Origin of the sequence: Halomonas alkalicola (genome assembly GCF_030704205.1) — a bacterium.
GTDB lineage: Bacteria > Pseudomonadota > Gammaproteobacteria > Pseudomonadales > Halomonadaceae > Halomonas > Halomonas alkalicola.
Genome location: NZ_CP131913.1, coordinates 1,705,715 through 1,729,490 on the forward strand (window position 1 = coordinate 1,705,715; position 23,776 = coordinate 1,729,490).

Genomic DNA, 23,776 nt, shown 5'->3' on the forward strand with positions numbered 1-23,776 from the left:
CCTCTGCGCGGGCGGAACAGATCCCGTGCCGCCCGAACAGAACTTCCGTGAGGTATCCCCATGGCCCTGATGATCACCGACGAGTGCATCAACTGCGACGTCTGCGAGCCCGAATGCCCCAACGGCGCCATCTCGGCAGGGGAAGAGATCTACGTCATCGATCCCAACCTCTGCACCGAGTGCGTCGGCCACTATGACGAGCCCCAGTGTCAGCAGGTCTGCCCGGTGGACTGCATCCCGCTGGATCCGGCACACGAGGAGAGCCGCGACGAGCTGATGGCCAAGTACCGCCTCATCACCGCGGCCTGAGCAGCGCGCCCTCGTCTCGCTGCCCTCCTCGCAACGTAGAACGCCCCGCTATCGAGCGGGGCGTTCTGCGTTTCGTGCCTGCCGGCCGGAGTGCCCTACATCTCGTCGGCGCGCCGGCTCACCGTGCACCCCAGGCAGCGGCGGAAGGTCGCCTCGGCCGGGGTCTTGATCAGCGTCTCGGCGGCGGTGTCCACCCCGCCCCCCAGGGCGGTGAAGGGCAGCGAGACCAGAAACACCGCGGTGCCGGCCACGGTGGCCACCGCCAGCAGCGGCCGGGCGATCAGCGCATCGGCCACCATGGCGCCGCCGCTGGGACGGGCCTCCATGCGCTGCTGCTGGGCCACCGCCGGCGAGCTGCCCAGCATCGCCACCAGCGCCAGTACGAAGAAGAAAACGGTCCGCTTACCCATCAGTGTCACTCCCCTGCTCCCTGCCGTCTCGGCGGCGTCTGTCATGCTGGCCGGCACCAAGTTGCCATCATGCCGAGCATGGCGCTCATCATCATTAGCTTCTAGAATGCCTGAGGTTACATCCTTTCACAGGATCTTACATCAGGGTAGACGGCTTTGGCCGCTTGCCCAACCCCGCAGGCAACGCCTGCCCCACCATGCAATGGAGAGCATGATGAAGCGCCTGATCGCCACCGCCGCCCTGGCCACCCTGGTCGCCACCCCCGCCCTCGCCCAGAGCTACCCCGGTGTGCCCGACGAGGGCTTCTACCTGGGTACCGCCATCGGCCAGGCCAAGCTCAAGAACGATACCCTCGACTTGCTGGATGACCTTGGCGCCAACACCGACGACAAGGACACCGCATTCAAGCTGTTTGCCGGCTACCAGTTCAACCCCAACTTCGCCGTGGAAGCCAGCTATGTGGACTTCGGCGACTTTACTGCCAATGCTGCCGTTGCAGTGAATGGCAACATTGTGAGTGAAAATATCAAGGCCAGCGCAGATGGCTTTGGCTTTGCCCTGGTAGGACGACTGCCTATCGATGCGGGCTTCAGCGTCTTCGGCAAGCTGGGCCTGATCGCCTGGGATGGCAAAGTCTCTGGCGTAGCTCGAGAGAATGGCACTGTTGTCTTCGAAGGTAGCGATAGCGCCGACGATATCGACCCCTTCTATGGCGTAGGAGTCGAATACGTGGTCAACCAGGTCATGGTGCGCGCCGAGTTCGAGCGCTATGACATCAGCGACAGCGGCGAAGATTTCGAGATCGACCTGATCTCCGCCAGCATCGGCTACCGCTTCTGAGCCGGCGCCGCTGTTCTTGAACCGCCCCGCCTCCGTGCGGGGCGGTTGCGTTATGGGCGCGGCAGGGCGAGGATGGCCCGTTTGGATCCTCAGCAGGCTTGCCGTGAACCGCTCCTCCCCCGCCCTGGCCTCAGCCCCCGACGCCTCCCGCCGTCGCATCTGGACCCTGGCCTGGCCGATCATCCTCTCCAACATCACCGTACCGCTGCTGGGGCTGGTGGATACCGCCGTGATGGGCCACCTGCCGGACTCCCGCTACCTGGCCGGCGTGACCCTGGGCGCCACCCTCTTCAGCTTCCTCTACTGGGGCTTCGGCTTCCTGCGCATGGGGACCACCGGGCTCACCTCCCAGGCGGTGGGGCGGGAGAACGACGGCGACGTGCGCAACCTGCTCGGCCAGTCGCTGCTGCTGGCGGCGCTGATCGGCACCCTGCTGATCCTCTTCTCGCGCCCGCTGATCGCGCTCGGCCTGTGGCTGCTGGGCGGCAGCGAGGTGGCCACGGCACTGGCCGCCGAGTATGCCGAGATCCGCATCCTCTCGGCGCCGGCAGTGCTGGCCAACTACGCCATCCTCGGCTGGTTCCTGGGCCAGCAGAACTCCCGGGTGACCCTCGCCATCCTGGTGCTCACCAACGGCATCAACATCGCACTCGACCTGCTGTTCGTGGTGGGGCTGGGCATGACCAGCGACGGCGTGGCCTGGGCCACGGTGATCGCCGACTACTCCGCCCTGGCCTTCGGCCTGTGGCTGGTCACGCGCCAGCTCAAGCTGCTCGAGGGGCGCTTCCTGCGCAGCCGGCTGCTCGCCCTTGCCGCCTACGGAGAGCTCTTCGCGGTCAACGCCAACCTCTTCGTGCGCACCCTGGGGCTGCTCTTCGCCATGGCCTTCTTCACCTCCAGGGGCGCGGTGCAGGGCGATACCGTGCTGGCCGCCAACGCCGTGCTGCTGCAGTTCATCATGCTGACCAGCTACGCCCTGGACGGCTTCGCCCACGCCGCCGAGGCCATCTCCGGGCGCGCCGTGGGTCGCCGCCGCTGGGACGAGTTCGGCCAGGCGGTGAAGAGTGCCGCCTGGCTCTCGCTGGTCACCGCCGGGGCCGCGGCCCTGGCCTTCGCCCTCGGCGGCCAGTGGCTGATCGCCCTGCTCACCGGCCTGCCGGAGGTGCGCGCCACCGCGTCCAGCTACCTGCCCTGGATGGTGCTGATGCCGCTGATTGCGGTGTGGAGTTACCTGCTCGACGGGGTCTTCATCGGCGCCACGGCGATCCGCGAGATGCGCAACAGCATCTTCGTCGGGCTCGCCGCCTACCTGCCCACCTGGTGGCTCACCCAGGCGCTGCTCCCCGAGGCGCTGACCAACCACGGCCTGTGGTTCGCCTTCACCCTCTTCGCCGCGGTACGCTCCGGCGTGCTGGGAGCCTACTATCTGGGCTACCGCCGCACCCGCTGGCGCGACCGAGCCGGAGAGGCGCGCTGAGCCAACCCGCTGCGTTGGCCAGCCGGGTAGCGCAAGCCCCTGAAGCTGCGCTACTTTCTGTGAGACACGCCATCCATAAGAAGATCGACAACAGAAGAAGGGAACTCCCATGCTCAAGGCCCTCTCCAGACCGGCCGTCAAGCTGGTCGAACGCTACCTGCCCGACCCCTATATCTTCGTGCTGCTGCTGACGGTGATCGCCGCCGTGGCGGCCATCGCCGTGGAGCGCCAGACGCCGCTGGCGGTGATGCGCATGTGGGGCGATGGCTTCTGGGGACTGCTGACCTTCTCCATGCAGATGCTGCTAGTGCTGGTCACCGGCTTCATGCTAGCAAGCTCCCCACCGGTGAAGAAGCTGCTGCAGCGCCTCGCCGCCCTGGCCAAGGGACCCGGTGGGGCCATCCTGCTGGTCACCTATGTGTCGCTGGCGGCCAGCTGGATCAACTGGGGCTTCGGCCTGGTGGTGGGGGCCCTGTTCGCCAAGGAGCTCGCCCGCCTGGTGAAGGTGGACTACCGCCTGCTGGTGGCCAGCGCCTACTCCGGCTTCGTGGTGTGGCACGGCGGCCTGGCCGGCTCCATCCCGCTGACCATTGCCACCGACGGTCACTTCAGCGCCGACCAGATCGGCGTGGTGGGCACCGGCTCCACCATCTTCGCCTTCTTCAACCTGGCCATCGTGGCCTGTCTCTTCATCTCCATTCCCCTGGTCAACCGTATGATGCTCCCCGACGACAAGGAGAGCGTCTACGTGGACCCCAGGCTGCTGGCCGATGACGAGGAGGCCCGGGTGCGCATCCACCGTCCCGCCGACCGCCTGGAGAACAGCACGACCCTGGCCTGGCTGGTGGGCATTCCCGGGCTGCTCTTCCTGCTCGACCATTTCCTGCTGCGCGGCGGCGGCCTGAACCTGAACATCGTCAACTTCCTGTTCCTGTTCCTGGCCATCGTGCTGCACCGCACCCCCCGCAGCCTGCTGATCAGCCTCAACGAGGCGATCAAGGGCGGCGCCGGCATCGTGATCCAGTTCCCCTTCTATGCCGGCATCATGGCGATCATGGTGCAGTCGGGCCTGGCCGCCAGCATGTCCGAGGCGCTTGTCTCCTTCGCCACCGAGACCTCGCTGCCCTTCTGGTCCTTCATCAGCGCCGGCATCGTCAACCTCTTCGTGCCCTCCGGCGGTGGCCAGTGGGCCGTGCAGGCGCCGGTCATGCTGCCCGCCGCCGAGGCGCTGGGCGTGGACGTGTCACGGGTGGCCATGGCGGTGGCCTGGGGCGACGCCTGGACCAACCTGCTGCAGCCCTTCTGGGCCCTGCCGGTGCTCGCCATCGCCGGCCTCAAGGCCAAGGACATCATGGGCTTCTGCCTGATCCAGCTGTTCATCACCGGGGCGGTGATCTCCATCGGCCTGACCTGGTTCTGAGCCCCCTGCGCCCCCGACCTCGGGGGCGCTCTCTTCTGCGTTCATGGAGCGAAGCGAGTGAACTGGTTCCTGCAGCTGATCGACACCGTCGCCTTGATCATCGAGGGCCTGGGCGTGATGATCATCGTCGCCGGCTTTGCCATGGCGACCCGGCGCTTCCTGCAGCATCGCAACTTCTACGACAGCCGCCACGCCTATCTGGAGTACCGCCACGGCATCGGCCGCTCCATCCTGCTGGGGCTCGACTTCCTGATCGCCGGCGACCTGATCAAGACGGTGATCGTGCTCAACAGCGGCGAGAGCGTGGTCACCCTGGCCGCCGTGGTGCTGATTCGCGCCTTCCTGGGCTTCACCCTGCACGTGGAGGTGGAAGGCCACTGGCCCTGGCAGCCGGCCCAGCGGCGGCGCAACCATCTGGACAACGGCCACGACGAGGAGCAGGGCAATCGCCCTGGAGACTGATATGGAACATACCGATCTGCCCGGCCAGCACGAGCTCTCCATGACCGTGCTGATGACCCCCGACATGGCCAACTTCAGCGGCAAGGTCCACGGCGGCGCCATCCTCAAGAAGCTCGACGAGGTGGCCTACGCCTGCGCCAGCCGCTACTCCGGCCACTACGTGGTGACCCTCTCGGTGGACCAGGTGCTCTTCAAGCAGCCGATCCACGTGGGAGAGCTGGTCACCTTCCTGGCCAGCGTCAACCACGTGGGGCGCTCCTCCATGGAGATCGGCATCAAGGTGGTGGCGGAGGATATCCGCCAGAAGCTGATCCGCCACACCAACAGCTGCTACCTGACCATGGTGGCGGTGGACGACGCGGGGCAGCCCGCCCGGGTGCCGCCGCTGGCGCTGACCACGAAGCTGCAGCGGCTGCGCTTCGAGAAGGCGGCGCTGCGCAAGAAGCTGCGCAAGCAGGCCGAACGGGAGGAGCGCCGCACCCAGGCCGAGCACGGCGCCCAGGAGGATTAGCCGCAGCCGATCTCGCTGATGACGTCGTCGTCATCCAGGCGCACGTTGAGACGATCCGGCCGGTAATCCAGGGTCACCGCCTCACCGGGGCGAATCACCCGCATGGCGGCCGCACCGCTCTCGGCGTGGATGGCCTCGCCCAGCGCCTCGCTGTAGGCGCGCCCCACGCGATCCTGCACCTGGGCCGCGCCGCACTCGCCGCGGCTCTCCACCCGGGGCGGCGGCGGTGCCGACTCATGGGCCGGCGGGGCGGTCATTCCGGCACAGCCGGCCAGCAGCAGGCCCGCGATGGCGGGGGTGAGCAGCTTGAAGGGCATGATTGTCTCCTCTTCCTTGATGAAAAGAGCCGGAGCGAGTCGACTCGCTCCGGCCTGTGGCGGGACCTTTCAAATCAAACACTCACTGGGTGGAGCGCTGGATCGCCTCGCCGCCCGCTTCGATATCCTCGCCGGCACCGCGAATGGTGTTGCAGCCGGAGAGCAGCGAGAGGGAGAAGAGCGACAGCAGCACGATGGCCAGGGTGCGTTTCATCGGATTGCCTCCTTGCCCGTGGATCTTGAGTACCCTCACCCAATCTAGCACTGCCGGCGGCGATCTGCCGCGCTACCCCAGCAGCAGCCGCAGGATGATGGCGCCGATCACCCCGATGGTCAGCCACTTGACCCAGAGCGCCCCCCGCGGGCTCACGTTGACCTTTACCCCAAGCCAGGCCCCCAGCATGCTGCCCGCCGCCAGCACTAGGCCATAGCCCCAGCGCACTTGGTCGTTGAAGACGAAGACCAGCAGCGCCGGCAGGGTGTAGAGCAGCACGATCAACACCTTGAAGGCGTTCACCTGGCCCAGGTCGATCTTCAGCATGCGGTAGAGCACCACGATAAAGAGGATCCCCACCCCGACCTGGATAAAGCCGCCGTAGAGCCCGATGACAAACATCGCCAGATAGATCGCCGGCGTCAGGCGCTCCGCGGTAAGCGGCCGGGTATCGAGCCGGGGCTGGGGCAGCAGCATCAGCACCGCCGACCCCGCCATGACGCTGATCAGGATCGCCTCGAAGAGCCCATCGCTGACCTGCAGCGACAGCCAGGCGCCGAGCAGCGAGCCCACCACCGCCGGCGCCGCAAGACGCAGCGAGAGCCCCACATGGCGGGCACCGGCGCGGAAAAAGCTGGCCACCGCGGCGACGCTCTGCAGCACGATGGAGACCCGGTTGGTGCCGTTGGCCGCCTGGGGGGAGAGGCCCAGAAACATCAGCAGCGGCAGGGTCAGCATCGAGCCCCCCGCCGAGAGCACATTGATGAAGCCGGCCACCACGCCGATGGCGAGCAGGGCCAGCGCTTCGAGCAGGGTCATGGGACCTCCTTGTCACGATGCCCGGGCAGAAGCGCCAGCATAGCCGGTGCCAGGGCAGAACTCGAGCCGCGCCGCTGTGTCATGATGAAGGGCCACGACCCGGCATGAGGAAAGGACATGGCCGAGCTCAGACTCGATGAACGCCTGGAAAACGACAGCTACCCGATCACCGAGCTGCCGCTGTGTCAGCTGCGCCTGATGGACGATACCCGCTATCCTTGGCTGCTGCTGATTCCACGGCGCCCGGGCGTCAGCGAGGTCTTCGACCTCGACGAGGCCGACCAGCAGCAGCTGTGGCGCGAGGCGAGCCGCATCGGATGCGCCTTCAAGGCGATGCTGGGTGCCGACAAGCTCAACGTGGCGAGCCTTGGCAATGTGGTGCCCCAGCTCCATGTTCACCTGGTGCTGCGTCACCAGGACGACGAAGCCTGGCCCGGGCCGGTATGGGGCCAGGGAGAGCCCCGCCGCCACGATCTCGACTCCCTGGCCGCCATGCGTGACCGGGTGCTGGCCATGGTGGAGGGGCTCGACCTCGACTAGCCGCCCAGGGGGTGGCGAGGAGGCGCTCCCTCGCTGGAAGGGCTTGCCGCCGGGGCGCCGCGCGACGCGGGGTCCCCCAGCAGGGGCACCCCGGACGGCTGGCTGGCGCCGGTCACGCTGAGCGATACCCCCAGCGCCACGATGGCCAGCCCGCCGGCAAGCGACGCCCAGCCCAGCAGGCGTCCGGCGCGCTGGGTCTGCTGGCGGGCCAGGCGCCGTTCCGCCCAGCCGCGGGCGTAGACGCTGGCCAGGGCCAGGGCGGACACCGTCAGTGCCGTGCCCAGCGACATCACCAGCACCGCGGCGACACCCACCAGGAAGTGGCCGAGCAGGGTCGCCGCTCCCAGCAGCAGCACCGCGCCGCTGCAGGGGCGGATGCCGATGGCCACCACCGTGGCCAGGGCGGTGCGCCAGTCGGCGGCCTGCGCCGGGTCCACATGGTGCTCGCCGCCACAGCAGTCATGGCCGTGTTGATGGTCGTGTTGATGGTCGTGTTGATGGCCGTGTTGATGGTCGTGTTGATGGTCGTGTTGATGGTCGTGTTGATGGCCGTATTGATGACCATGGCGATGATCGTGATGCTGGTGCCCCTCACCGTGAGCGTGACCAGGGTCTCGCCCCTGAACGGCGCTGGCGTGGGCATGCCCGGCAAGCGCCGGCCGCCGCCGCAGCTGTCGGATCGCCCGCAGGCAGAGCCAGACCCCCAGCAGCGCCACCATCACGAAGCTGGCCTGCTCCACCCATACCACGCTGCCCATGGCCTGGCGGGTCAGCCAGCCCAGGCCGTGCACCAGCACCACCACCAGGGCGATGGCCACCAGTCCCTGCAGCAGCGAGGCCGCAAAGGAGAGCCCCAGCGCCCTGCGCCGCGCGCCGCCCTGCGAAATGAGGTAGGTGGAGAGCACCGCCTTGCCGTGGCCGGGTCCCGCGGCATGAAAGACCCCGTAGCCGAAGCTGATACCGAGCAGGGTCATCCAGGCTGCGGACGACGGCGCGCCGGAGAAGTCGCTGATGGCCAGGGTCAGGGAGCGATGGAAATCGCGCTGCCAGGCCACCACTTGCAGGCTCAGCCCCTGCAGGACGGGCTGCAGCACCAGCTGCCAGGCCAGCAGGGCGAGCAGCAGCGCCCCCGCAAGCCACAGCAGTCGCCTGAGAGTTACCGGCATGTCACCTCCCCCGTCTCGGCGAAGTGGCGCCCGAGCCCCGGCTCGGCCTCGTCGGTGACATCCAGCATGGCGGCACGCATGACCAGCTCCGGGTCGGGGCTGGGCTGATGGATCAGCGTTTCGCAGGCCAGCTCGCCGCCCACCAGCAGGGCATCTTCCGCCGGCACGCGCTCCTCCTCCTCATGCACCATCTCGATGTAGTAGGTGGGGTCGAACACCTGGTAACGCAGCGTCTGGCCGGCCAGCGGCTGCGGCTCGGCCAGCGGCAGCAGGAAGATGAACTCGACCCGGCCGCCACGCTCCAGCACGGTGTAGTCGTTGACCGCATCGAACGCCTGCTTCTGGTCGCCCGCGTAGAGCTCGGTGTAATAGCCATAGGGCACCAGGTTGTCGCGGATCTCGCTGCCGAGCTGGTCCAGGGCGGCCTCCAGACCGTCATCGCCGCCGGCCTGGCCGAGCTCCTCCAGCACCACCAGGCTGTAGAAGGGGTCCATGCGCCATGACTGGTGCAGGCCGGTAAGCCGGCCCTCGTCATCCACCACCAGGCGCATGCGCAGGTCGATCCAGCCGTGGGGGTGGGCGTGGGCCAGACCGCTCATGGCGAAGCACAGCAGTGCCACGGCGGCGAGGCGGAAATGTCGTCGCAGATGGTTGAACATGGTGTCTCTCAGGTTCTTCAGCCTTGTGTCTTGCCGAGGTCGGCTCAGGTGTGATCAGCGCCACATGCCGAGCTGGTCCTGCATCTCCACCAGCAGGCGATCCAGAGTCTGCGGCGGCAGCGGGCGGCCGCCGCGGGTGGCGGCCAGGCTCACCCGGCTCTGCTCGCCCTCTCCCGAGACCTCCACCAGCACCCGGTAGCCGGGCCAGCCGGAGAACACCGCCTCCAGGCGGCCCAGATCGGCATCGGCGTGGCGCACCACATAGCCGTTGGCCATCAGCACCTGGGCGGAGGCCCGCAGCGTCGCCTCCGGCGCGTAGGCGAAATCGAGCTCGCGGGGTGGCTCCCGGGACGGCGGGGTGGCGCAGCCCGCCAGCAGCAGGGTCAGCAGCAGCAGCAGGCAGAGCAGGCGGCTCATGACGCGCCTCCCGCCTCGATGGCGTCGCGCAGCCCCCGGCAGAACTCCGCAGTGCTGGCGCTGCGGGCCTCGGCCAGCTCGCCGCGCCAGTCGATGACCTGGATATCGCGGCTCACCCGTACCTCGCCATCGCCGGCCAGCAGCGAGACCCGTTCCAGCTGGGTCGCATCCCGCGTCAAGCTGCCCACGCCGCCGAAGCCGATCATCACGCCGCTGCTCACCCCGCCGCGGCCACCGCCGATGCCGATACCGCCGAACATGCCGCGCGAATCCCAACGGTCGTGGCGATCGCCATAGGCCGGCAGGATACGCGTGCGCTCGGCGCTCACCAGCCCCAGGGCCAGGTCGGTGTGGCGAATCAGGAAGCCATCGGCCTCCAGGGCCTCCACGGCGGCACGCACCAGCGGCTGGATCGCCCCATCGCCGATGGTCCAGCGGCACTCCGCCGCGGGACGAGGCTCCGCCACCGGCAGCGTGGAGGGGGTGGTCTGGCAGCCGGCCACCACCAGCACGATTCCCAGCACTATTATCCGCTCGAGGGGCAGCCGCCAGGGGCGCATGGTCAATCTCCGATCAATGAATAGGGGCAGTGTACGCATCGTCTCGGGCCGTGGAAACGGCAAGGCTTCAGTAGACCGCCCGGGAGGGCTAAGCTGGGCCGAGAACCCGCCACAAGAGCCCGCCCATGAAGATCCTCATCTGCCCGGATAGTTTCAAGGACGCCCTGCCCGCCGAGGCGGCGGCCCGCGCCATCGCCTGCGGCACCCGCCGCCTGGGGGAGCGGATCGAGGCGGTGGAGTGCCCCCTGGCGGACGGCGGCGAGGGCAGCCTTGACGCCCTGCTGACCGCCACCGGCGCCGAGCGGCGCACCGCCACCGTCCAGGATGCCCTGGGGCGCCCCGCCCGCGCCCACTGGGGCTGGCTGCCCGAGCGCCGCACCGCCTTCGTAGAGCTGGCCGAGGCCAGCGGCATCCAGGCGCTGGCCCCGGACGAGCGTACCGCCCTGCACAGCACCACCCATGGCGTGGGCGAGCTGATCCGCGCCGCGCTGGACGCCGGCGCCGAGCGGCTGCTGCTCACCCTGGGGGGCAGCGCCACCAATGACGGCGGCGCCGGCATGCTGGTGGCCCTGGGCGCCCGGCTGCTGGACAGCGCTGGACAGGACCTGCCCCCGGGCGGCGCCGCCCTGGCCGAACTGGCCGAGCTCGACCTCGCCGGGCTTGACCCACGGCTGGCCGGGCTGCAGGTCGAGGCCGCCGTGGACGTCGACAACCCGCTGCTGGGGAAGCGCGGCGCCAGCGCGGTATTCGGCCCCCAGAAAGGGGCCTCGCCGGAGGACGTGACCCGGCTGGACGCCGCCCTGGTCCGCTTCGCCGACGTCACCGCTGGGGTCCTGGGCGAGGAGCACCGTGAGCTGCCCGGCGCCGGGGCGGCCGGCGGCATGGGCTTTGCCGCCCGCGCCTTCCTGGGGGCCGAGCTGCGCCCGGGCATCGAGCTGGTGATGGCCCAGGCCGGCTTCGAGACGCTGCTCGAGGGCACCGGCCTGGTGATCACCGGCGAAGGCCAGCTGGACGGCCAGAGCCTCGCCGGCAAGACCCCGGTGGGCGTGGCCAGGGCGGCGCGAGCCCGGGGCGTCCCCGTGGTGGTGCTGGCCGGCCGCCTGGCGCCGGGCTGGCAGGCCGCCCTGGAGGAGGGCGTCACCGCCGCCTTCGCCCTGGCCGATGGCCCCATGGCGCTGGACGAGGCACTCGAGCGCTGCGCCGAGCTGCTCGCCGACCGGGCCGAGAGCGCGGTGCGACTCTTCACCGCGGCCAGGAGCTGATCCAGCTCACTTGAAATCCGCTTGGCTCACCTGCACCTCATCGAGATCGGCTATGGTGGCCATGATGAAAAATGGCTCCATCGCCATCACGCTGACGGGTTACACTTTTCCCATCGCGATCAAGGAGGTATCCGCATGAGCAACATCAATACCATCGGCCTGCACGAGGGCAGCGCCAGCCAGCTGGCCGAGAAGCTCAACGAGCTGCTGGCCAACTACCAGATCTTCTACATGAACGTGCGCGGCTATCACTGGAACGTGAAGGGGCCGCAGTTCTTCGAGCTGCACGCCAAGTTCGAGGAGCTCTATACCGACCTGCTGACCAAGGTGGACGAGGTCGCCGAGCGTATCCTGACCCTGGGCCACCAGCCGGTGCACGCCTACAGCGACTACGTGACCATGTCACGCATCGCCGAGGACAAGAACGTCACCGACGGCGAGGCCTGCGTACGCGGCACCCTGCAGGGTTTCCAGACCCTGATCGAGCTGCAGCGCGAGCTGCTCTCGCTGGCCTCCGATGCCGACGACGAGGGCACCGCCGCCCAGGCCGGCGACTATATCCGCGAGCAGGAGAAGACCGCCTGGATGCTCAACGCCTACCTCGGCTGAGCCGCCGCACCAGCCGGCGGAATCCGGCAGCGCACGACACCGCCTTCGGGCGGTGTCGCCGTTTTCGGTCACCCCCGCTGCGAATATGAAGAGATTGGGCAACCCCCGCCGGGCGGGCGGCCGCCCATGAACACGGCGATATACTGCCTCCATGGGCACTGGAACGCGCCCCACCCCGGCCCGACATGGAGGAAACATCATGAACCGACTATTGCTGGCCACCCTGATGGCCGCTCTGGCACTCGCCATGAGCCTGCCGGCCATGGCCGACCGCCACCGTCACGGCGGCTACCAGCCCCAGGTGCACCACCACTACCATCACCATGACCGTCGCGCCGACCGCGGCCGACACCACGCTCAGAAGCGCTACAAGGCCGCCAAGCGTGCCAAGCATCGCCACCGCACCCCGAGCCGCGTCGTGGAGCACCACTACTACTCCTCGCCGCCCCGCTATCGCGAGCCCCGCCGGGACCATCGGTACTACCATCGCGGCAGCACCGACATCCCGCTGGTGACCGTGGGCGGCTACCCGGCGGTGCGCATCCAGGTCAATCACTGACCCTCGCGGGCCAGGTCCTCGACCAGGGCCCGCAGCAGCATCCAGAACTCTGCCACCGAGGCGATCTCCGCCCGCTCGTCGGGGGAGTGGGCGCCGCGGATCAGCGGGCCGAAGGAGATCATCTCGAGCGCCGGATACTTGCCGCCGAGGATGCCGCACTCGAGCCCCGCATGGATCACCTTGACCGCCGGGTCGCTGCCCAGTCGCTCGCGATGCAGGCGCCGGAAGCGCCCCAGCAGGTCGCTGTCCGGCTGGGGCGTCCAGCCCGGGTAGGCATTCTCCACCCGCACTCGGGCGCCGATCAGCTCGAACAGTGCCTTGAAGCGGTCGGCCAGGTCGGCGGTGGCGCTGTCGCGCAGCGAGCGAACCAGGGCGCAGAGATGGAAGCGCCCCTCCGCCAGGCTGACCACGCCCAGGTTGTTGGAGGTCTCCACCACGCCGGGCACCTCGCTGCTCATGCGCTCCACCCCACAGGGCGCGGCGTGCAGCGCCGCCACCAGCAGATGGCTGGTCTGGGCGGTGAGCGCCTCGCCGGCGTCAGGTTCCGCCGGCTCGAGGGCCAGCGCCAGGCCCTCGTCGACCCCGGCCAGCTCGGCGCGCAGCTCCGCCTCCAGGGCGGCCACCCGCGCCAGTGCCGCCTCGCGCTGGTCGGCAGGCAGGACCAGAGTGGCGAAGGCCTCCCTCGGCAAGGCGTTGCGCAGCGTGCCGCCGTGATAGTCCACCAGGCGCACCTCGCAGCCCTCCAGAGCGCGCAGCACCCGCACCAGCAGCCGGTTGGCGTTGCCCAGCCCCTTGTGGATGTCCATGCCCGAGTGGCCGCCCCTGAGGCCGGTGAGCGAGAGGCGCATCGCCATCTCGTCCTCGCCGATGGAGGCCGTCGGCAGCTGCGCCACCACCACCACGTCGGCCCCGCCGGCGCAGCCGATATAGACCTCGCCGCGATCCTCGGAGTCCAGGTTGAGCAGCAGCCGGCCCGCAAGCCAGCCCTCGGCCAGATTCAGTGCCCCGCCCATGGATGTCTCCTCCTCCAGGGTGAAGAGCGCCTCCAGCGGGCCGTGGGCCAGGGTGTCATCCTCGAGGATGGCCAGCGCCGCGGCGGCCCCCAGGCCGTTGTCGGCGCCCAGAGTGGTGTCGGTGGCGCGCAGCCAGCCGTCGTCGCCGATGCGGGTCCGGATCGGGTCGCGGGTGAAGTCGTGGGAGGAGCCGGCATTGGCCTGGGGCACCATGTCCAGGTGGGCCTGGAGGATCACCCCCGGTGCACCCTCGCAGCCCGGGGTGGCCGGCTTGCGCAGGCGCAGGTTGCCGAAGGCGTCGCGGTCGTGGGCCAGGCCCCGGGCCTCGGCCCACTGCTCAAGTACCGCCACCAGCGCCGCCTCGTGCCCGGAGGGGCGCGGTGTGTTGCACAGGGTGCGGAAGTGGCGCCACAGCGGCTGCGGCTCGAGCCTTTCGAGATGTTCGTTCATGAGGTGTCTGCTCTGCGATAACCGGCCTACCTTACTCAGCCGGTGCTGGCAGGGGAAGTGGCCTCTCGGCAAGCCTTGTCGTCCCCGACGCGCCGGGGACAGTTCGTAGAGGGGGTCCTATGCCAGGGATGGCATCGGTAGCGTACAGGGAAGTATTCACAGCGCCCCCTCGTAGAACTGTCGCCGGAACAGCGTCGACGCACCAGGGAGCATCACCACTGAATAAGCGCCGCCGCGGCCTGGCGCAGCCGGGCGGTGACCTCGCGGCGCCCGGTGACGCCGAGCAGGGCAGCCAGCCGTTCGCTGCTCGCCCCCTGGAAACCCCAGGCCACCAGCAGGCAGAGCGAGGCGTCACCGGCCGGCACGCCCCGTGCCAGGGCGTGGCGCACCAGCGCCTGCAGTGCCGGACGGGCCAGGGCCGGCTCGCGCTGGGCGAAGGCCACATCCTCCACGTCACGGCGGTCGGCGGCGTCCAATGCCGGCCCGTCCGCCAGCAGGGCGGCGGCGATCTCGGGGGCAAGCCCGCGCAGCTCGAAGGCCAGCAGTCCCGGCAGGGCGCGCCGGAAGCGTGCGGCGAGCCCTTCCACCAGCACCTCGCCCCGCTCGGTCAGTGGGCGCGCCATCATTACCGCATGCTCCCCGGTGGCGGTCTCCCGGGTCAGCCCCAGGCGCAGGGTGACGAAGCCGAGCGAGCGCCAGAAGGCGAGCAGCCCAGGCTCGGCACCGAAGCTTGCGCCGAACAGGTCGACGCCGTCGCGGCGGGCCTGCTCAGCCTCCGCCTCGATCAGCCGCCGGCCCAGCCCGGCGCGTCGCTGAGGCTGGGCCACGGCGATGCGCACCACGCGACGCAGCCGGGCGGTGAGCGCCTCGCGGCTGCCAGCGTGGGCGGCCAGCGACTGGGCCATCAGGTGGCCGCGGGGGCGGCGCTCGCCGCGGGCCACCCGTTCGGCCAGCTCGGCATCGAAGCCCCCCTCGTCGCCGGTGAGCACCACGCCCAGCGGGTAGCGGTCGACCATCAGCGCGCCGATGCCGACGCCGGGGCCATCCAGCAGGCGGCGCAGGTCGGCCGGCGTGGTGCGGTAGTGGGCCTGCACCAACAGGCCGAACAGGGCCCGCAGCCGGGACTCGTCCTCGGCCAGCTCGGCGGGCAGCACCCGCTGCCAGACGACGTCGCCATCAGACGGGGCCCCCGTCGGCTCGGCGTCCAGCAGCAGCAGGCGGTTGACCAGCCCCTCCAGGGGATCATCCGCCGCCCAGCGAATCGGCTCGCCCAGGTGCAGGCCCTGCCAGTTGGGCGCCTCGCGAGCCAGCCGCGGCAGGAAACGCACCGCGAAGCCACGCCCGGAGCCCTCGTAGCCGTGCACCGTGGTGGCGAAGGCGATGCGCGGGAAGGCACCCAGCCACTCGCCGAGCAGGGCGGCGGGTATCGCCGCGGCCTCGTCCACCAGCAGCCGAGCCCCGGCCCCGCCGGTCGCCCCCGCCTGGGCCAGTCGCGTCAGCTCGTCCGGTGCCACGAAGCGCACCCGTCGATCGCCCAGCCGGAAGTCGAGGCCCTGTCGCTCTCCTCCCGGGCAGAGCGTCGCGAGGCGCTCGAAGAGGCTCTCCACCGCCGCCGGCCGCGGCGCGGTGACCAGGATCTCCGCTTCGCCGGCGGCCAGCAATCGCGCGCAGGCGATGCCCAGCGCCGCGCTCTTGCCGCGCCCGCGGTCGGCGGTGATCACCAGCGGGCGCCGCCGACGCTGGCGCACCAGGCGCGCCACCGCCTCGGCCTGGTCGTCGGTCAGGCAGTCGGGATCCGCGCGTTGGCTGCTCGGCTCGGGAGCCAGGGCTTGCAGGGCCGGCTCGGCAAGGGGCGGCAGCAGCGGTGCCTCCCCCGCCCGCCAGCGGATCGGCTCGGGAGCCGCCGCCAGCAGGCGAGCCAGCCGGCCCAGGTAGCGGGCGGTAAGCCGCTCCGGCAGGAACGGGTGCTCGGCCAGGCGGGCGTAGTCGGCATCGGGGTGAGCCCCCCAGTCCGGCGGGGTCATCACCACCAGCAGCCCACCGGCGCGCAGGGTACCGGCCAGGGCGCCGAAGGCATCGGGATCGAAGCCCGCGCCCGCGGAGACCGCATCCACCACCAGCAGGTCCTGCTCGCCGCCCAGGCGGGTGCGGGCCCTGCCGGGCGCCAGGCACGCCCCTTCGGGCAGCCCCGGCGGCGGCGCCGGGGCCACCCAGAGCGGCGCCTGCCAGCCGCCGGCCTGCCAGAGGGCCAGGGCGGCCCGGCGACAGTCGCCCGCCTCGCCGCTGAGCCACACCAGGCCGCGCCAGCGCCGGCTCGCCAGCGCTCCCGCCCGCTCCAGCAGCCGCCCGACCCCTGCCTCTTCCACCATGCTCACCTCCTCGACACCTACGACCTTGGTCGCACCGCCACCTTCTTTCAACGCTGCCGCCGCTGTGAAAAGCACCGCAGGACAACGCCAAGATATTGATAATAAAAACAAAGACGACCCATCCCGCCCCTCGCTGCCTCTCGACACCCCTCGCGGTTCACCCCGCCGGGAGATGGTCGATTATGACACCGAGCGCGTGCTAGCTTGGCAGAGCTGCCGAACCTGCCCGGCTGATCAACCGGCCGGCAGGCACCAGCCCTCCCCGAAGAACAGCAACAGCGGGGGCGTCGGCAATCGCAACGTCTTCTCGACCAACACCAATAACCCGCACAGGGAGCACTCCATGAAGAAGATGACCCAATTTGCCCTCACCGGCCTGGCTGCCGGCGTGGCCCTGGCCGCCCTCACCACCACCGTCCAGGCCCAGGAGCGCTGGACCATGACCACCACCTGGCCGGACAACCTCGACCTGATCCAGATCGACCGCCACTGGGCCGAACTGGTCAACAAGCTGGCCGGCGACGAGCTGCAGATCGAGTTCCGCGCTGGCGGCACCCTGATGCCCGGCACCGAGGTGTTCGACGCCACCGAGGTGGGCAGCATCGAGGCCGCCGGCGACTGGCCCGGCTACTGGGCCGGCCGCAACCCGGCCTTCTCGCCGCTGGCCACCACCACCATGCTGTTCAACGGCGTGGACTACCTCAACTGGATCCAGCAGTGGGGCGGCTGGGATCTCTACCAGGAGATCTACGGCCAGTACAACATGGTCTACCTGCCCTACGGCATTACCAACAACGAGTCCGGCTTCATGGGCCGCACGCCCATCGAGAGCCTGGCCGACCTGGACGGCAAGCGCCTGCGCCTCTCCGGCCGCGACCAGGGACGCGTGCTCGAGCAGCTCGGCGGCTCCCAGGTCAACCTGGCCGGCGGCGAGATCTACCAGGCCATCGAGCGCGGCGTGGTCGATGCCGGCGAGTTCTCCACCCCGGGCGTGGACTACAACGCCGGCTTCGCCGAGGTGGTCGAGCACTGGTCGGTACCCGGCTGGCACCAGTCCGCCAGCGTCTTCGGCGTGATGATCAACAAGGACGCCTGGGACGCCCTCTCCGAGGAGACCCAGGAGAAGCTGAAGATCGCCGCCGACGCCACCATGGCCTGGTCCCTGGCCTGGTCCGAGCGCGGCTCCACCGAAGGCACCGAGAACTTCATCGAGGCCGGTGTGCAGATCAACCCCCTCTCCGCAGAGGAGCTCGACCGCATCCAGGAGATCACCAACGAGGTGATCGTGCGCGGCGCCTGCGAGCACCCGGACCACGCCAAGGTCTACCACTCCATGGTCAGCTACCTGGAGCACTACGCCACCTGGCGTGACATCTCCGCGCCCTTCAACATGAGCCGCACCATGGACAATCTGCCGTCCCTGGAAGAGATCGAAGCCTGCCTGTAAGGCGTGCCGAAGCCGCCCCGGCCCTGCCCGGGGCGGCCTGCGTTCCGACGTCGGAGACTGATCCATGAATGCGATTGCCAAGGCGATCGATACGCTCAACGAGGCGTTCGGGCGGCTCATCGCCCCGCTGATCGCCGTCATCACCCTGGTGGTGCTCTACGATATCGCCCTGCGCTTCTTTACCGGGCGCCCCAGCGACTGGGCCTTCGACATCACCAAGATGCTGTTCGGCGCCCACTTCATGCTGATGGCCGCCTACGGCCTGCGCCATCACGCCCACGTCGAGGTCGACGTGCTCAAGCGCCTGCTCTCGCGCAAGAAGCAGGCCGTCGTCGAGATCCTCGGCTACCTGATCTTCTTCGTGCCCTTCATCTATATGCTGCTGACCCTCGGCTGGAGCTTCTTCATGCGTTCCTACAGCCGTCTGGAGACCACCTACGGGGTGGTGTCGATTCCGGTCTACCCGATCAAGGGCGTCATCGTGGTGGCGGCCTTCCTGATCTGCCTGCAGGCCATTGCCATCGTCATCCGTGCCATCCAGCAGCTGCGGGAGGAGAGCGCATGAACCTGAGTCCCGAACTGCTCACCCTGGTGATGTTCGGCGGGCTGCTGATCGGCCTGTTCATGGGCCACCCGCTGGCCTTCGTGCTGGGCGGCGTCGCCGTCATCGGCGCCTACCTGGGCCCCGGCGAGCGCGTGCTCGGCACCATCATCAACAACATCTACGGCAACGCCATGGACAACTATGTCCTGGTGGCCATTCCCCTCTTCGTGCTGATGGCGCGCTTCCTCAACGATTCCGGCGTCACCGAGAAGATGTTCGAGGCGATGCGCCTGCTGATGGCCAACCTGCGCGGCGGCCTGGCGCTCACCGTGGTCATCGTCTCGGTGCTGCTGGCCGCCACCACCGGCATCGTCGGCGCCTCCATCGCGGTGATGGGCATGATCGCGCTCGCCCCGATGCTCAAGTACGGCTACAACAAGGAGCTCAGCACCGGGGTGATCATGGCCAGCGGCTGCCTGGGCATCCTGATCCCGCCGAGCATCATGCTGATCCTGATGGCCAGCTACTCTCGCCGGTCTCGGTGGGCGCGCTGTTCGCCGGCGCCCTGGTGCCGGGCGTGATGCTGGGCGCGATGTATGCCCTCTACGTGCTGGTGATCTGCTTCGTCAAGCCGAGCTACGGCCCGCCGGTGCCCGCCGCGGAGCGCGCCGAGGTCTCCACCGGCCAGCTGCTGGTGATGCTGGCCAAGTACGTGCTGCCGCCGATGACGCTGATCCTCGGCGTGCTGGGGTCGCTGTTCACCGGCATCGCTACCGCCACCGAGGCCTCGGCCATCGGCGTGGGCATCGCCTTCCTGCTCTTCGTGATCTTCGGCGACCGCAAGCCGAGCACCTGCTTCAAGACCCTGGTCGAGTCCGGCAAGACCACCACCATGGTGATGCTGGTGCTGGTCGGCGCCACCGCCTTCACCGGGGTCTTCTCCCGCGGCGGCGGCATGACGGTGATCAGCGACCTGGTCATGGCCATGCCCGGCGGCACCGTGGGCGCGATGATCTTCATGCTGTTCCTGGTGTTCCTGCTGGGCATGTTCCTGGACTGGACCGGCATCGTGCTGCTGAGCTTCCCGATCATGCTGCCGATCGTCCAGCAGCTGGGCGTCGACGTGCTGTGGTTCGTGGTGATGGTGGCGGTGGTGCTGCAGACCTCCTTCCTCACCCCGCCGTTCGGCTATGCGCTCTTCTACATGAAGGGGGTGGCGCCGAAGGGGGTGGAGATCGTCGATCTCTACAAGGCGGTGCTGCCCTTCGTGGCGCTGATCCTGCTGGCCTGTGTGCTGATGGCCTTCTTCCCGGTGCTGATCACCGGCCTGCCCTCGGCGCTGCTCGGCTACTGAACCGCGCCCACCGGCAACACCCTGCGCCCGCCATGCCCTGCATGGCGGGCGCTTCGGTTTTCAAGGCGCGAGGTCCCGCCTTCGGACATCGAGGAGGCAGGAATTGACGCACGTCATGAAAACTCTTTTGCGTATCATTATCATTTGCAGCAGACAATAATTTTGCTATCGTGCCGATAGACCGAGACTGGCCGTGGACCGCTAACCGCCGCAGAGCGGAATCGTATCGACTGCCAACCCAAGGATCATCCAGATATGCAGAAGTCGCTGTTCGCCTCCGCCACCCTCGTGGCCACCCTGCTTGCCGCCCCGCTGGCCTCTGCCGCCAGCCTGACACTCTATTCCGGTCGCGGCGAGTCCATGGTTGAACCGATCATCGCCCAGTTCGAGAAGAACACCGGCATCAGCGTCAACGTCCGCTACGGCGACACCGCCCAGCTGGCGGTGCTGCTGCAGGAAGAGGGCCGCCGCTCTCCGGCCGACCTCTACTGGGGCCAGGATGCCGGCGCCATGGGCGAGCTGAGCAAGGCCGGCCTGCTGGCCGAGCTGCCCGCCGACATCTACGAGGGGCTGCCCACCATTTATACCAGCGAGAGCGGCAACTGGGTGGCCGCCAGCGGTCGCGCCCGCGTCTTCGCCTATTCACCGGAGCGTGTTGGCGAGGATGAGCACCCCGAGAGCATCTTCGACCTCGTCGATGAGCGCTACGAGGGCCGCGTGGGCTGGGCGCCCACCAACGGATCCTTCCAGTCCTTCGTGACCGCCATGCGCCTGGAGCACGGGGACGAGCGCACCCGCGAGTGGCTCGAGGGCATGAAGGAGAACGGTGCCGTAACCTACCGCAACAACGGCACCCAGGTGCAGGGCATCGCCGACGGCGAGATCGACTTCGGCCTGGTCAACAACTACTACCTGCCGCGCTTCGTGGCCTCCGACGCCGACTTCCCGGTAGAGCAGGCCTTCTTCGCCGACGGCGACATCGGCAACCTGGTGAACGTGGCCGGCATCGCGGTGATCGAGAGCAGCAGTAACCAGGAGGCCGCCGTGGAGTTCGTGCGCTTCCTGCTCTCGCCGGCGGCTCAGCAGTACTTCACCACCAATGTCTTCGAGTACCCGGTCACCCGCGAGGTGATCCAGAACCCGGTGCTCGAGGACTTCGACCGCCTGCTGGAGGTCTCTCCGCAGATCGACCTGGACGACCTGGACGATCTCGAGGGGACCCTCAGGCTGCTGCGTGACGCCGGGCTGCTCTAACCCCGGCCCGCGCCACGCGACCCGCCGCCCGGAGGCGGCGGGTCATCGATAACGAGGCACGATGACCCAGCTACGTCACTCCGCCACGCCGCACCGCGCTCCGGGCCTGCCCCGGCTGCTGCCACGCGGCGTTCCGCTGCATATCCTGCTGCCCTCGCTGATCGCGGCGGGTGTGATGCTGGTGCCCCTGGTCTACCTGGGGCTGCGTGCGTTCGAGGCCGACAGTGCCACCCTCATCGACCTGGTCTTCCGCCCTCGCAACCTGCAGCTGCTGCTCAACACCCTGGCCCTGGCCGCGGGGGTAGTGGCGCTGACCACCCTGATGGCCTTCCCGCTGGCCTGGCTGGTGACCCGCACCGATATCCGCTTCAAGAAGACCCTGACCATTCTCGGCGTGATCCCGCTCGCGGTGCCGGGCTACGTGATGGCCTACGCGCTGATCGGCCTGGGGGGCAACTACGGGGTGCTGGCCCAGCTCACCGGCTTTCAGCTGCCGCGCCTGCAGGGCTACTGGGGCGCGACCCTGGCGCTGTCGCTCTATACCTTCCCCTACCTGTTCCTGAACCTGCGCGCCGCCCTGGCGGGCCTCGATGGCAACCTCGAGGAGAGCGCACGCAGCCTGGGCTACACCCAGGGCGAGATCTTCCGCCGGGTGACCCTGCCCCACCTGATGCCGGCGCTGATGGCCGGCTGGCTGGTGATCACCCTCTACGTGCTGGGCGACTTCGGCGCCGTGGCGCTGATGCGCTACGAGGCCTTCAGCTACGCCATCTACACCCAGTACTCCGGCGCCTTCGATCGCGTCTATGCCGCCTGGCTGGCGCTGATGCTGCTGGCACTGGCCACCTGCTTCGTGATGCTCGACAGCCTGGTGGTGAAGCGCAAGCTGGCGCGCATCGGCACCGGCGTCGCGCGCCCGATGACGCCCCAGCGGCTCGGCCGGGCACGCTTCCTGGCCTGGCCCTATCTGGTCGCGCTGTTCACCGCATCCATCGGCCTGCCGGTGATGATCCTGGCCTACTGGCTGCTGCTGGCACCGCCGGATCTCTCCTTCTTCGCCCGGGTGCCTGGCACCCTGCTGCGCTCCGCCGGTGCCGCCCTGCCGGCCGCCCTGCTGGCCGCGGCCTTCGCCCTGCCCATCGCCTTCCTGACGGTGCGCTACCGCTCGCCCTTTGCGACCCTGGTGGAGCGCTCCGCCTATATCGGCTACGCCCTGCCGCCCCTGGCGCTGGCGCTGGCCATGGTGTTCTTCTCGCTGCGCGCGGTGCCCTTCCTCTACCAGACCCTGGCGATGCTGATCATCACCTGGGCCATGGCCTCGCTGGCGCTGGCCCTGGGGCCGATCCGCAGCGCCCTGCTGCAGACCCGGCCGAGCATGGAGGAGGCCGCCCACTCCCTGGGCCACGGCCCCGTCAGCACCTTCGTCAACGTGATCTTCCCCCGCCTGCGCCGCGGCATCCTGGCCGGCGTGGTACTGGTCTTCGTGCTGTGCATGAAGGAGCTGCCGATCACCTTCCTGCTGGCCCCTACCGGCTACACGACCCTGGCGGTCACCGTCTTTACCCGCACCTCGGAAGGCATGCTGGCCGAGGCGGCACCGTTCGCCGCCGCCATCGTGGTGTTCTCCAGCCTGTCCGTGGGCCTCTTGCTCACCAAGGAGGGCAAATGATGTCCAACCTCAACCTCAAGGCCGCTCCTCAGGGAGCGCCGACCCGGCTGCCCGAGCCGCTGCTCTCGGTGGGCGGGCTGCACAAGCGCTATCGCCGCCAGGACCCGCTGGCGGTGGAGGACGTGAGCTTCTCCCTGGACAACGGCGAGATCCTCGCCCTGCTCGGCCCCAGCGGCTGCGGCAAGACCACCACGCTGCGCATGATCGCCGGCTTCGAGCACCCCGATGCCGGCGAGATCCTGCTGCGCGGCGAGGACGTCACCCCCCTGCCGCCCCAGCAGCGCCGCATCGGCATCGTCTTCCAGGACTACGCCCTCTTCCCGCACATGAGCCTGGGCGAGAACGTCGCCTTCGCCATGCGCCACGTGCCCAAAGCCAAGCGGGCCGCCAAGTCCCGGGAGTGGCTCGACCTGGTGGGGCTGGCGGATCTTGCCGCGCGCATGCCAGACCAGCTCTCCGGCGGCCAGCAGCAGCGCGTGGCACTCGCCCGCACGCTCGCCGCCGAGCCCGAGCTGGTGCTGCTCGACGAGCCCTTTTCCAACCTGGACGCCGCCCTGCGCGAATCGACCCGCAAGGAGGTGCGCCGGCTGTTCAAGGCCGCCGGCACCTCGGTGATCCTGGTCACCCACGACCAGGCCGAGGCGCTCTCCTTCGCCGACCAGGTGGGGGTGATGCACTATGGCCAGCTGATCCAGATGGACCGCCCGGAGCGGATCTACCAGGCACCGGCCACCTCCTTCGTGGCGGAGTTCCTCGGACATACCAACCTGCTGGAGGGCGAGGCCGACGGCGAGATCGCCCGCACCGCACTCGGCCCGGTGGCCATCGACAGCCACTGCCGCGGCCCGGTGCGCCTCTCGCTGCGCCCGGAGTACCTGGCGCTCTCCGCCGCCCCGGACGGCCAGGGTGCCACCATCGTCGAGCGCGAGTTCCGCGGTCACGACTGCTTCTACCTGCTGGAGCAGCACGGCCAGCACTTCTGCGCCATCACTCCCAGCCACAGCCTGTGGAAGGTGGGCGAGCAGGTCAGCCTGGAGCCCCAGCGCACCGCCACGGTGCTCAGGGACTAGCCAAGTAGCACCGACCGTCTAAACAGGAACGCCACCGCAGCCGCGGTGGCGTTC

25 protein-coding genes and 1 pseudogene are annotated in these 23,776 nt (G+C 69.1%); 16 read left to right on the top strand and 10 right to left on the bottom strand.

From position 1 onward, the window contains the following. The first annotated feature begins 60 nt into the window (after window positions 1-60). On the top strand, window positions 61-309 hold the full coding sequence (locus B6N23_RS08105) for a YfhL family 4Fe-4S dicluster ferredoxin (RefSeq protein WP_110070127.1): 249 nt from the start codon (window positions 61-63) through the stop codon (window positions 307-309). Window positions 310-404: 95 nt separating this feature from the next. On the opposite strand, the gene B6N23_RS08110 is transcribed toward B6N23_RS08105, so the two are convergent. After that, window positions 405-719 carry a hypothetical protein gene (locus B6N23_RS08110; RefSeq protein ID WP_110070128.1) on the bottom strand — a complete coding sequence of 105 codons (315 nt, stop codon included), beginning with the start codon at window positions 717-719 and terminating at the stop codon, window positions 405-407. Between the two features lie 214 nt (window positions 720-933). On the opposite strand from B6N23_RS08110, the gene B6N23_RS08115 reads away from it, so the two are divergent. From B6N23_RS08115 to B6N23_RS08135, 5 genes are all read left to right on the top strand, one after another. After that, a complete protein-coding gene (locus tag B6N23_RS08115) occupies window positions 934-1,560 on the top strand; it encodes an outer membrane beta-barrel protein (protein ID WP_305503552.1) in 627 nt (208 codons plus the stop codon). A gap of 103 nt (window positions 1,561-1,663) precedes the next feature. Continuing rightward, on the top strand, window positions 1,664-3,037 hold the full coding sequence (locus tag B6N23_RS08120) for an MATE family efflux transporter (protein ID WP_305503554.1): 1,374 nt from the start codon (window positions 1,664-1,666) through the stop codon (window positions 3,035-3,037). Window positions 3,038-3,146: 109 nt separating this feature from the next. Then, the gene (locus B6N23_RS08125) at window positions 3,147-4,457 is read left to right on the top strand and encodes a short-chain fatty acid transporter (RefSeq protein ID WP_305503556.1); all 1,311 of its coding nucleotides are present in this window, start codon (window positions 3,147-3,149) and stop codon (window positions 4,455-4,457) included. A 57-nt stretch (window positions 4,458-4,514) separates the two neighbouring features. Next, window positions 4,515-4,919, top strand: coding sequence for a DUF1622 domain-containing protein (locus tag B6N23_RS08130; RefSeq protein WP_305503558.1), 405 nt, complete (start codon window positions 4,515-4,517; stop codon window positions 4,917-4,919). A gap of 1 nt (window position 4,920) precedes the next feature. Next, window positions 4,921-5,430: an acyl-CoA thioesterase gene (locus B6N23_RS08135; protein ID WP_305503560.1), complete on the top strand. Its 510-nt coding sequence runs from the start codon at window positions 4,921-4,923 to the stop codon at window positions 5,428-5,430. On the opposite strand, the gene B6N23_RS08140 is transcribed toward B6N23_RS08135, so the two are convergent. The 3 genes from B6N23_RS08140 to B6N23_RS08150 all read right to left on the bottom strand — a co-directional run bounded on the left by B6N23_RS08140 (window position 5,427) and on the right by B6N23_RS08150 (window position 6,780). Beyond that, a complete protein-coding gene (locus B6N23_RS08140; RefSeq protein WP_305503562.1) occupies window positions 5,427-5,747 on the bottom strand; it encodes an I78 family peptidase inhibitor in 321 nt (106 codons plus the stop codon). The genes B6N23_RS08135 and B6N23_RS08140 overlap by 4 nt on opposite strands. Window positions 5,748-5,829: 82 nt before the next feature. Further along, a complete protein-coding gene (locus tag B6N23_RS08145) occupies window positions 5,830-5,961 on the bottom strand; it encodes an entericidin A/B family lipoprotein (RefSeq protein WP_305503564.1) in 132 nt (43 codons plus the stop codon). 72 nt (window positions 5,962-6,033) lie between these two features. After that, window positions 6,034-6,780 (bottom strand): sulfite exporter TauE/SafE family protein, encoded by a 747-nt coding sequence (locus tag B6N23_RS08150; protein WP_305503566.1) that lies wholly within the window; start codon window positions 6,778-6,780, stop codon window positions 6,034-6,036. 117 nt (window positions 6,781-6,897) lie between these two features. Between B6N23_RS08150 and B6N23_RS08155 the strand changes: the two genes are divergently transcribed. After that, window positions 6,898-7,320 (top strand): HIT domain-containing protein, encoded by a 423-nt coding sequence (locus B6N23_RS08155; RefSeq protein WP_305503568.1) that lies wholly within the window; start codon window positions 6,898-6,900, stop codon window positions 7,318-7,320. Here B6N23_RS08155 and B6N23_RS08160 read toward each other — a convergent pair. The 4 genes from B6N23_RS08160 to B6N23_RS08175 are packed head-to-tail and all read right to left on the bottom strand — an operon-like array spanning window position 7,317 to window position 10,128. After that, the gene (locus B6N23_RS08160) at window positions 7,317-8,486 is read right to left on the bottom strand and encodes a nickel/cobalt transporter (RefSeq protein WP_305503570.1); all 1,170 of its coding nucleotides are present in this window, start codon (window positions 8,484-8,486) and stop codon (window positions 7,317-7,319) included. The genes B6N23_RS08155 and B6N23_RS08160 overlap by 4 nt on opposite strands. Then, window positions 8,477-9,145: a DUF1007 family protein gene (locus tag B6N23_RS08165; RefSeq protein WP_302140425.1), complete on the bottom strand. Its 669-nt coding sequence runs from the start codon at window positions 9,143-9,145 to the stop codon at window positions 8,477-8,479. Before B6N23_RS08165 ends, B6N23_RS08160 begins: the two co-directional genes overlap by 10 nt. A gap of 54 nt (window positions 9,146-9,199) precedes the next feature. Continuing rightward, on the bottom strand, window positions 9,200-9,562 hold the full coding sequence (locus B6N23_RS08170; protein WP_305503578.1) for a hypothetical protein: 363 nt from the start codon (window positions 9,560-9,562) through the stop codon (window positions 9,200-9,202). Beyond that, window positions 9,559-10,128: a hypothetical protein gene (locus B6N23_RS08175; RefSeq protein WP_305503580.1), complete on the bottom strand. Its 570-nt coding sequence runs from the start codon at window positions 10,126-10,128 to the stop codon at window positions 9,559-9,561. Before B6N23_RS08175 ends, B6N23_RS08170 begins: the two co-directional genes overlap by 4 nt. Before the next feature lie 119 nt (window positions 10,129-10,247). Here B6N23_RS08175 and B6N23_RS08180 point away from each other — a divergent pair, with 119 nt between their 5' ends. From B6N23_RS08180 to B6N23_RS08190, 3 genes are all read left to right on the top strand, one after another. Further along, complete coding sequence (locus tag B6N23_RS08180; protein WP_305503582.1) at window positions 10,248-11,384, top strand: glycerate kinase; 1,137 nt, start codon at window positions 10,248-10,250, stop codon at window positions 11,382-11,384. Window positions 11,385-11,519: 135 nt separating this feature from the next. Next, window positions 11,520-11,993 carry a Dps family protein gene (locus B6N23_RS08185; RefSeq protein WP_119023021.1) on the top strand — a complete coding sequence of 158 codons (474 nt, stop codon included), beginning with the start codon at window positions 11,520-11,522 and terminating at the stop codon, window positions 11,991-11,993. Window positions 11,994-12,192: 199 nt separating this feature from the next. Continuing rightward, complete coding sequence (locus tag B6N23_RS08190; protein ID WP_162899991.1) at window positions 12,193-12,552, top strand: hypothetical protein; 360 nt, start codon at window positions 12,193-12,195, stop codon at window positions 12,550-12,552. Here the strand turns inward: B6N23_RS08190 and B6N23_RS08195 are convergent. Next, entirely contained in the window at window positions 12,546-14,015 is a 1,470-nt protein-coding gene (locus B6N23_RS08195; RefSeq protein WP_305503585.1) for an aminoacyl-histidine dipeptidase, read from the bottom strand. The genes B6N23_RS08190 and B6N23_RS08195 overlap by 7 nt on opposite strands. Window positions 14,016-14,227: 212 nt before the next feature. Next, entirely contained in the window at window positions 14,228-16,384 is a 2,157-nt protein-coding gene (locus B6N23_RS08200; RefSeq protein WP_305503588.1) for a tRNA(Met) cytidine acetyltransferase TmcA, read from the bottom strand. Window positions 16,385-16,727: 343 nt separating this feature from the next. Here B6N23_RS08200 and dctP point away from each other — a divergent pair, with 343 nt between their 5' ends. The 6 genes and pseudogenes from dctP (at window position 16,728) to B6N23_RS08230 (ending at window position 23,722) form a co-directional block, all read left to right on the top strand. After that, window positions 16,728-17,831: a TRAP transporter substrate-binding protein DctP gene (gene dctP, locus B6N23_RS08205; RefSeq protein ID WP_305503590.1), complete on the top strand. Its 1,104-nt coding sequence runs from the start codon at window positions 16,728-16,730 to the stop codon at window positions 17,829-17,831. Window positions 17,832-17,895: 64 nt separating this feature from the next. Continuing rightward, a complete protein-coding gene (locus B6N23_RS08210; RefSeq protein WP_305503592.1) occupies window positions 17,896-18,396 on the top strand; it encodes a TRAP transporter small permease subunit in 501 nt (166 codons plus the stop codon). Continuing rightward, window positions 18,393-19,729 (top strand): annotated as a pseudogene (locus B6N23_RS08215) (TRAP transporter large permease). The gene B6N23_RS08210 and the pseudogene B6N23_RS08215 overlap by 4 nt, the downstream one beginning before the upstream one ends. A gap of 255 nt (window positions 19,730-19,984) precedes the next feature. Then, complete coding sequence (locus tag B6N23_RS08220; RefSeq protein WP_305503594.1) at window positions 19,985-20,983, top strand: iron ABC transporter substrate-binding protein; 999 nt, start codon at window positions 19,985-19,987, stop codon at window positions 20,981-20,983. A 61-nt stretch (window positions 20,984-21,044) separates the two neighbouring features. Beyond that, entirely contained in the window at window positions 21,045-22,652 is a 1,608-nt protein-coding gene (locus B6N23_RS08225) for an ABC transporter permease (protein WP_305503596.1), read from the top strand. Then, window positions 22,652-23,722, top strand: coding sequence for an ABC transporter ATP-binding protein (locus B6N23_RS08230; protein WP_305503598.1), 1,071 nt, complete (start codon window positions 22,652-22,654; stop codon window positions 23,720-23,722). The genes B6N23_RS08225 and B6N23_RS08230 overlap by 1 nt, the downstream gene beginning before the upstream one ends. The last annotated feature ends 54 nt before the right edge of the window (window positions 23,723-23,776 follow it).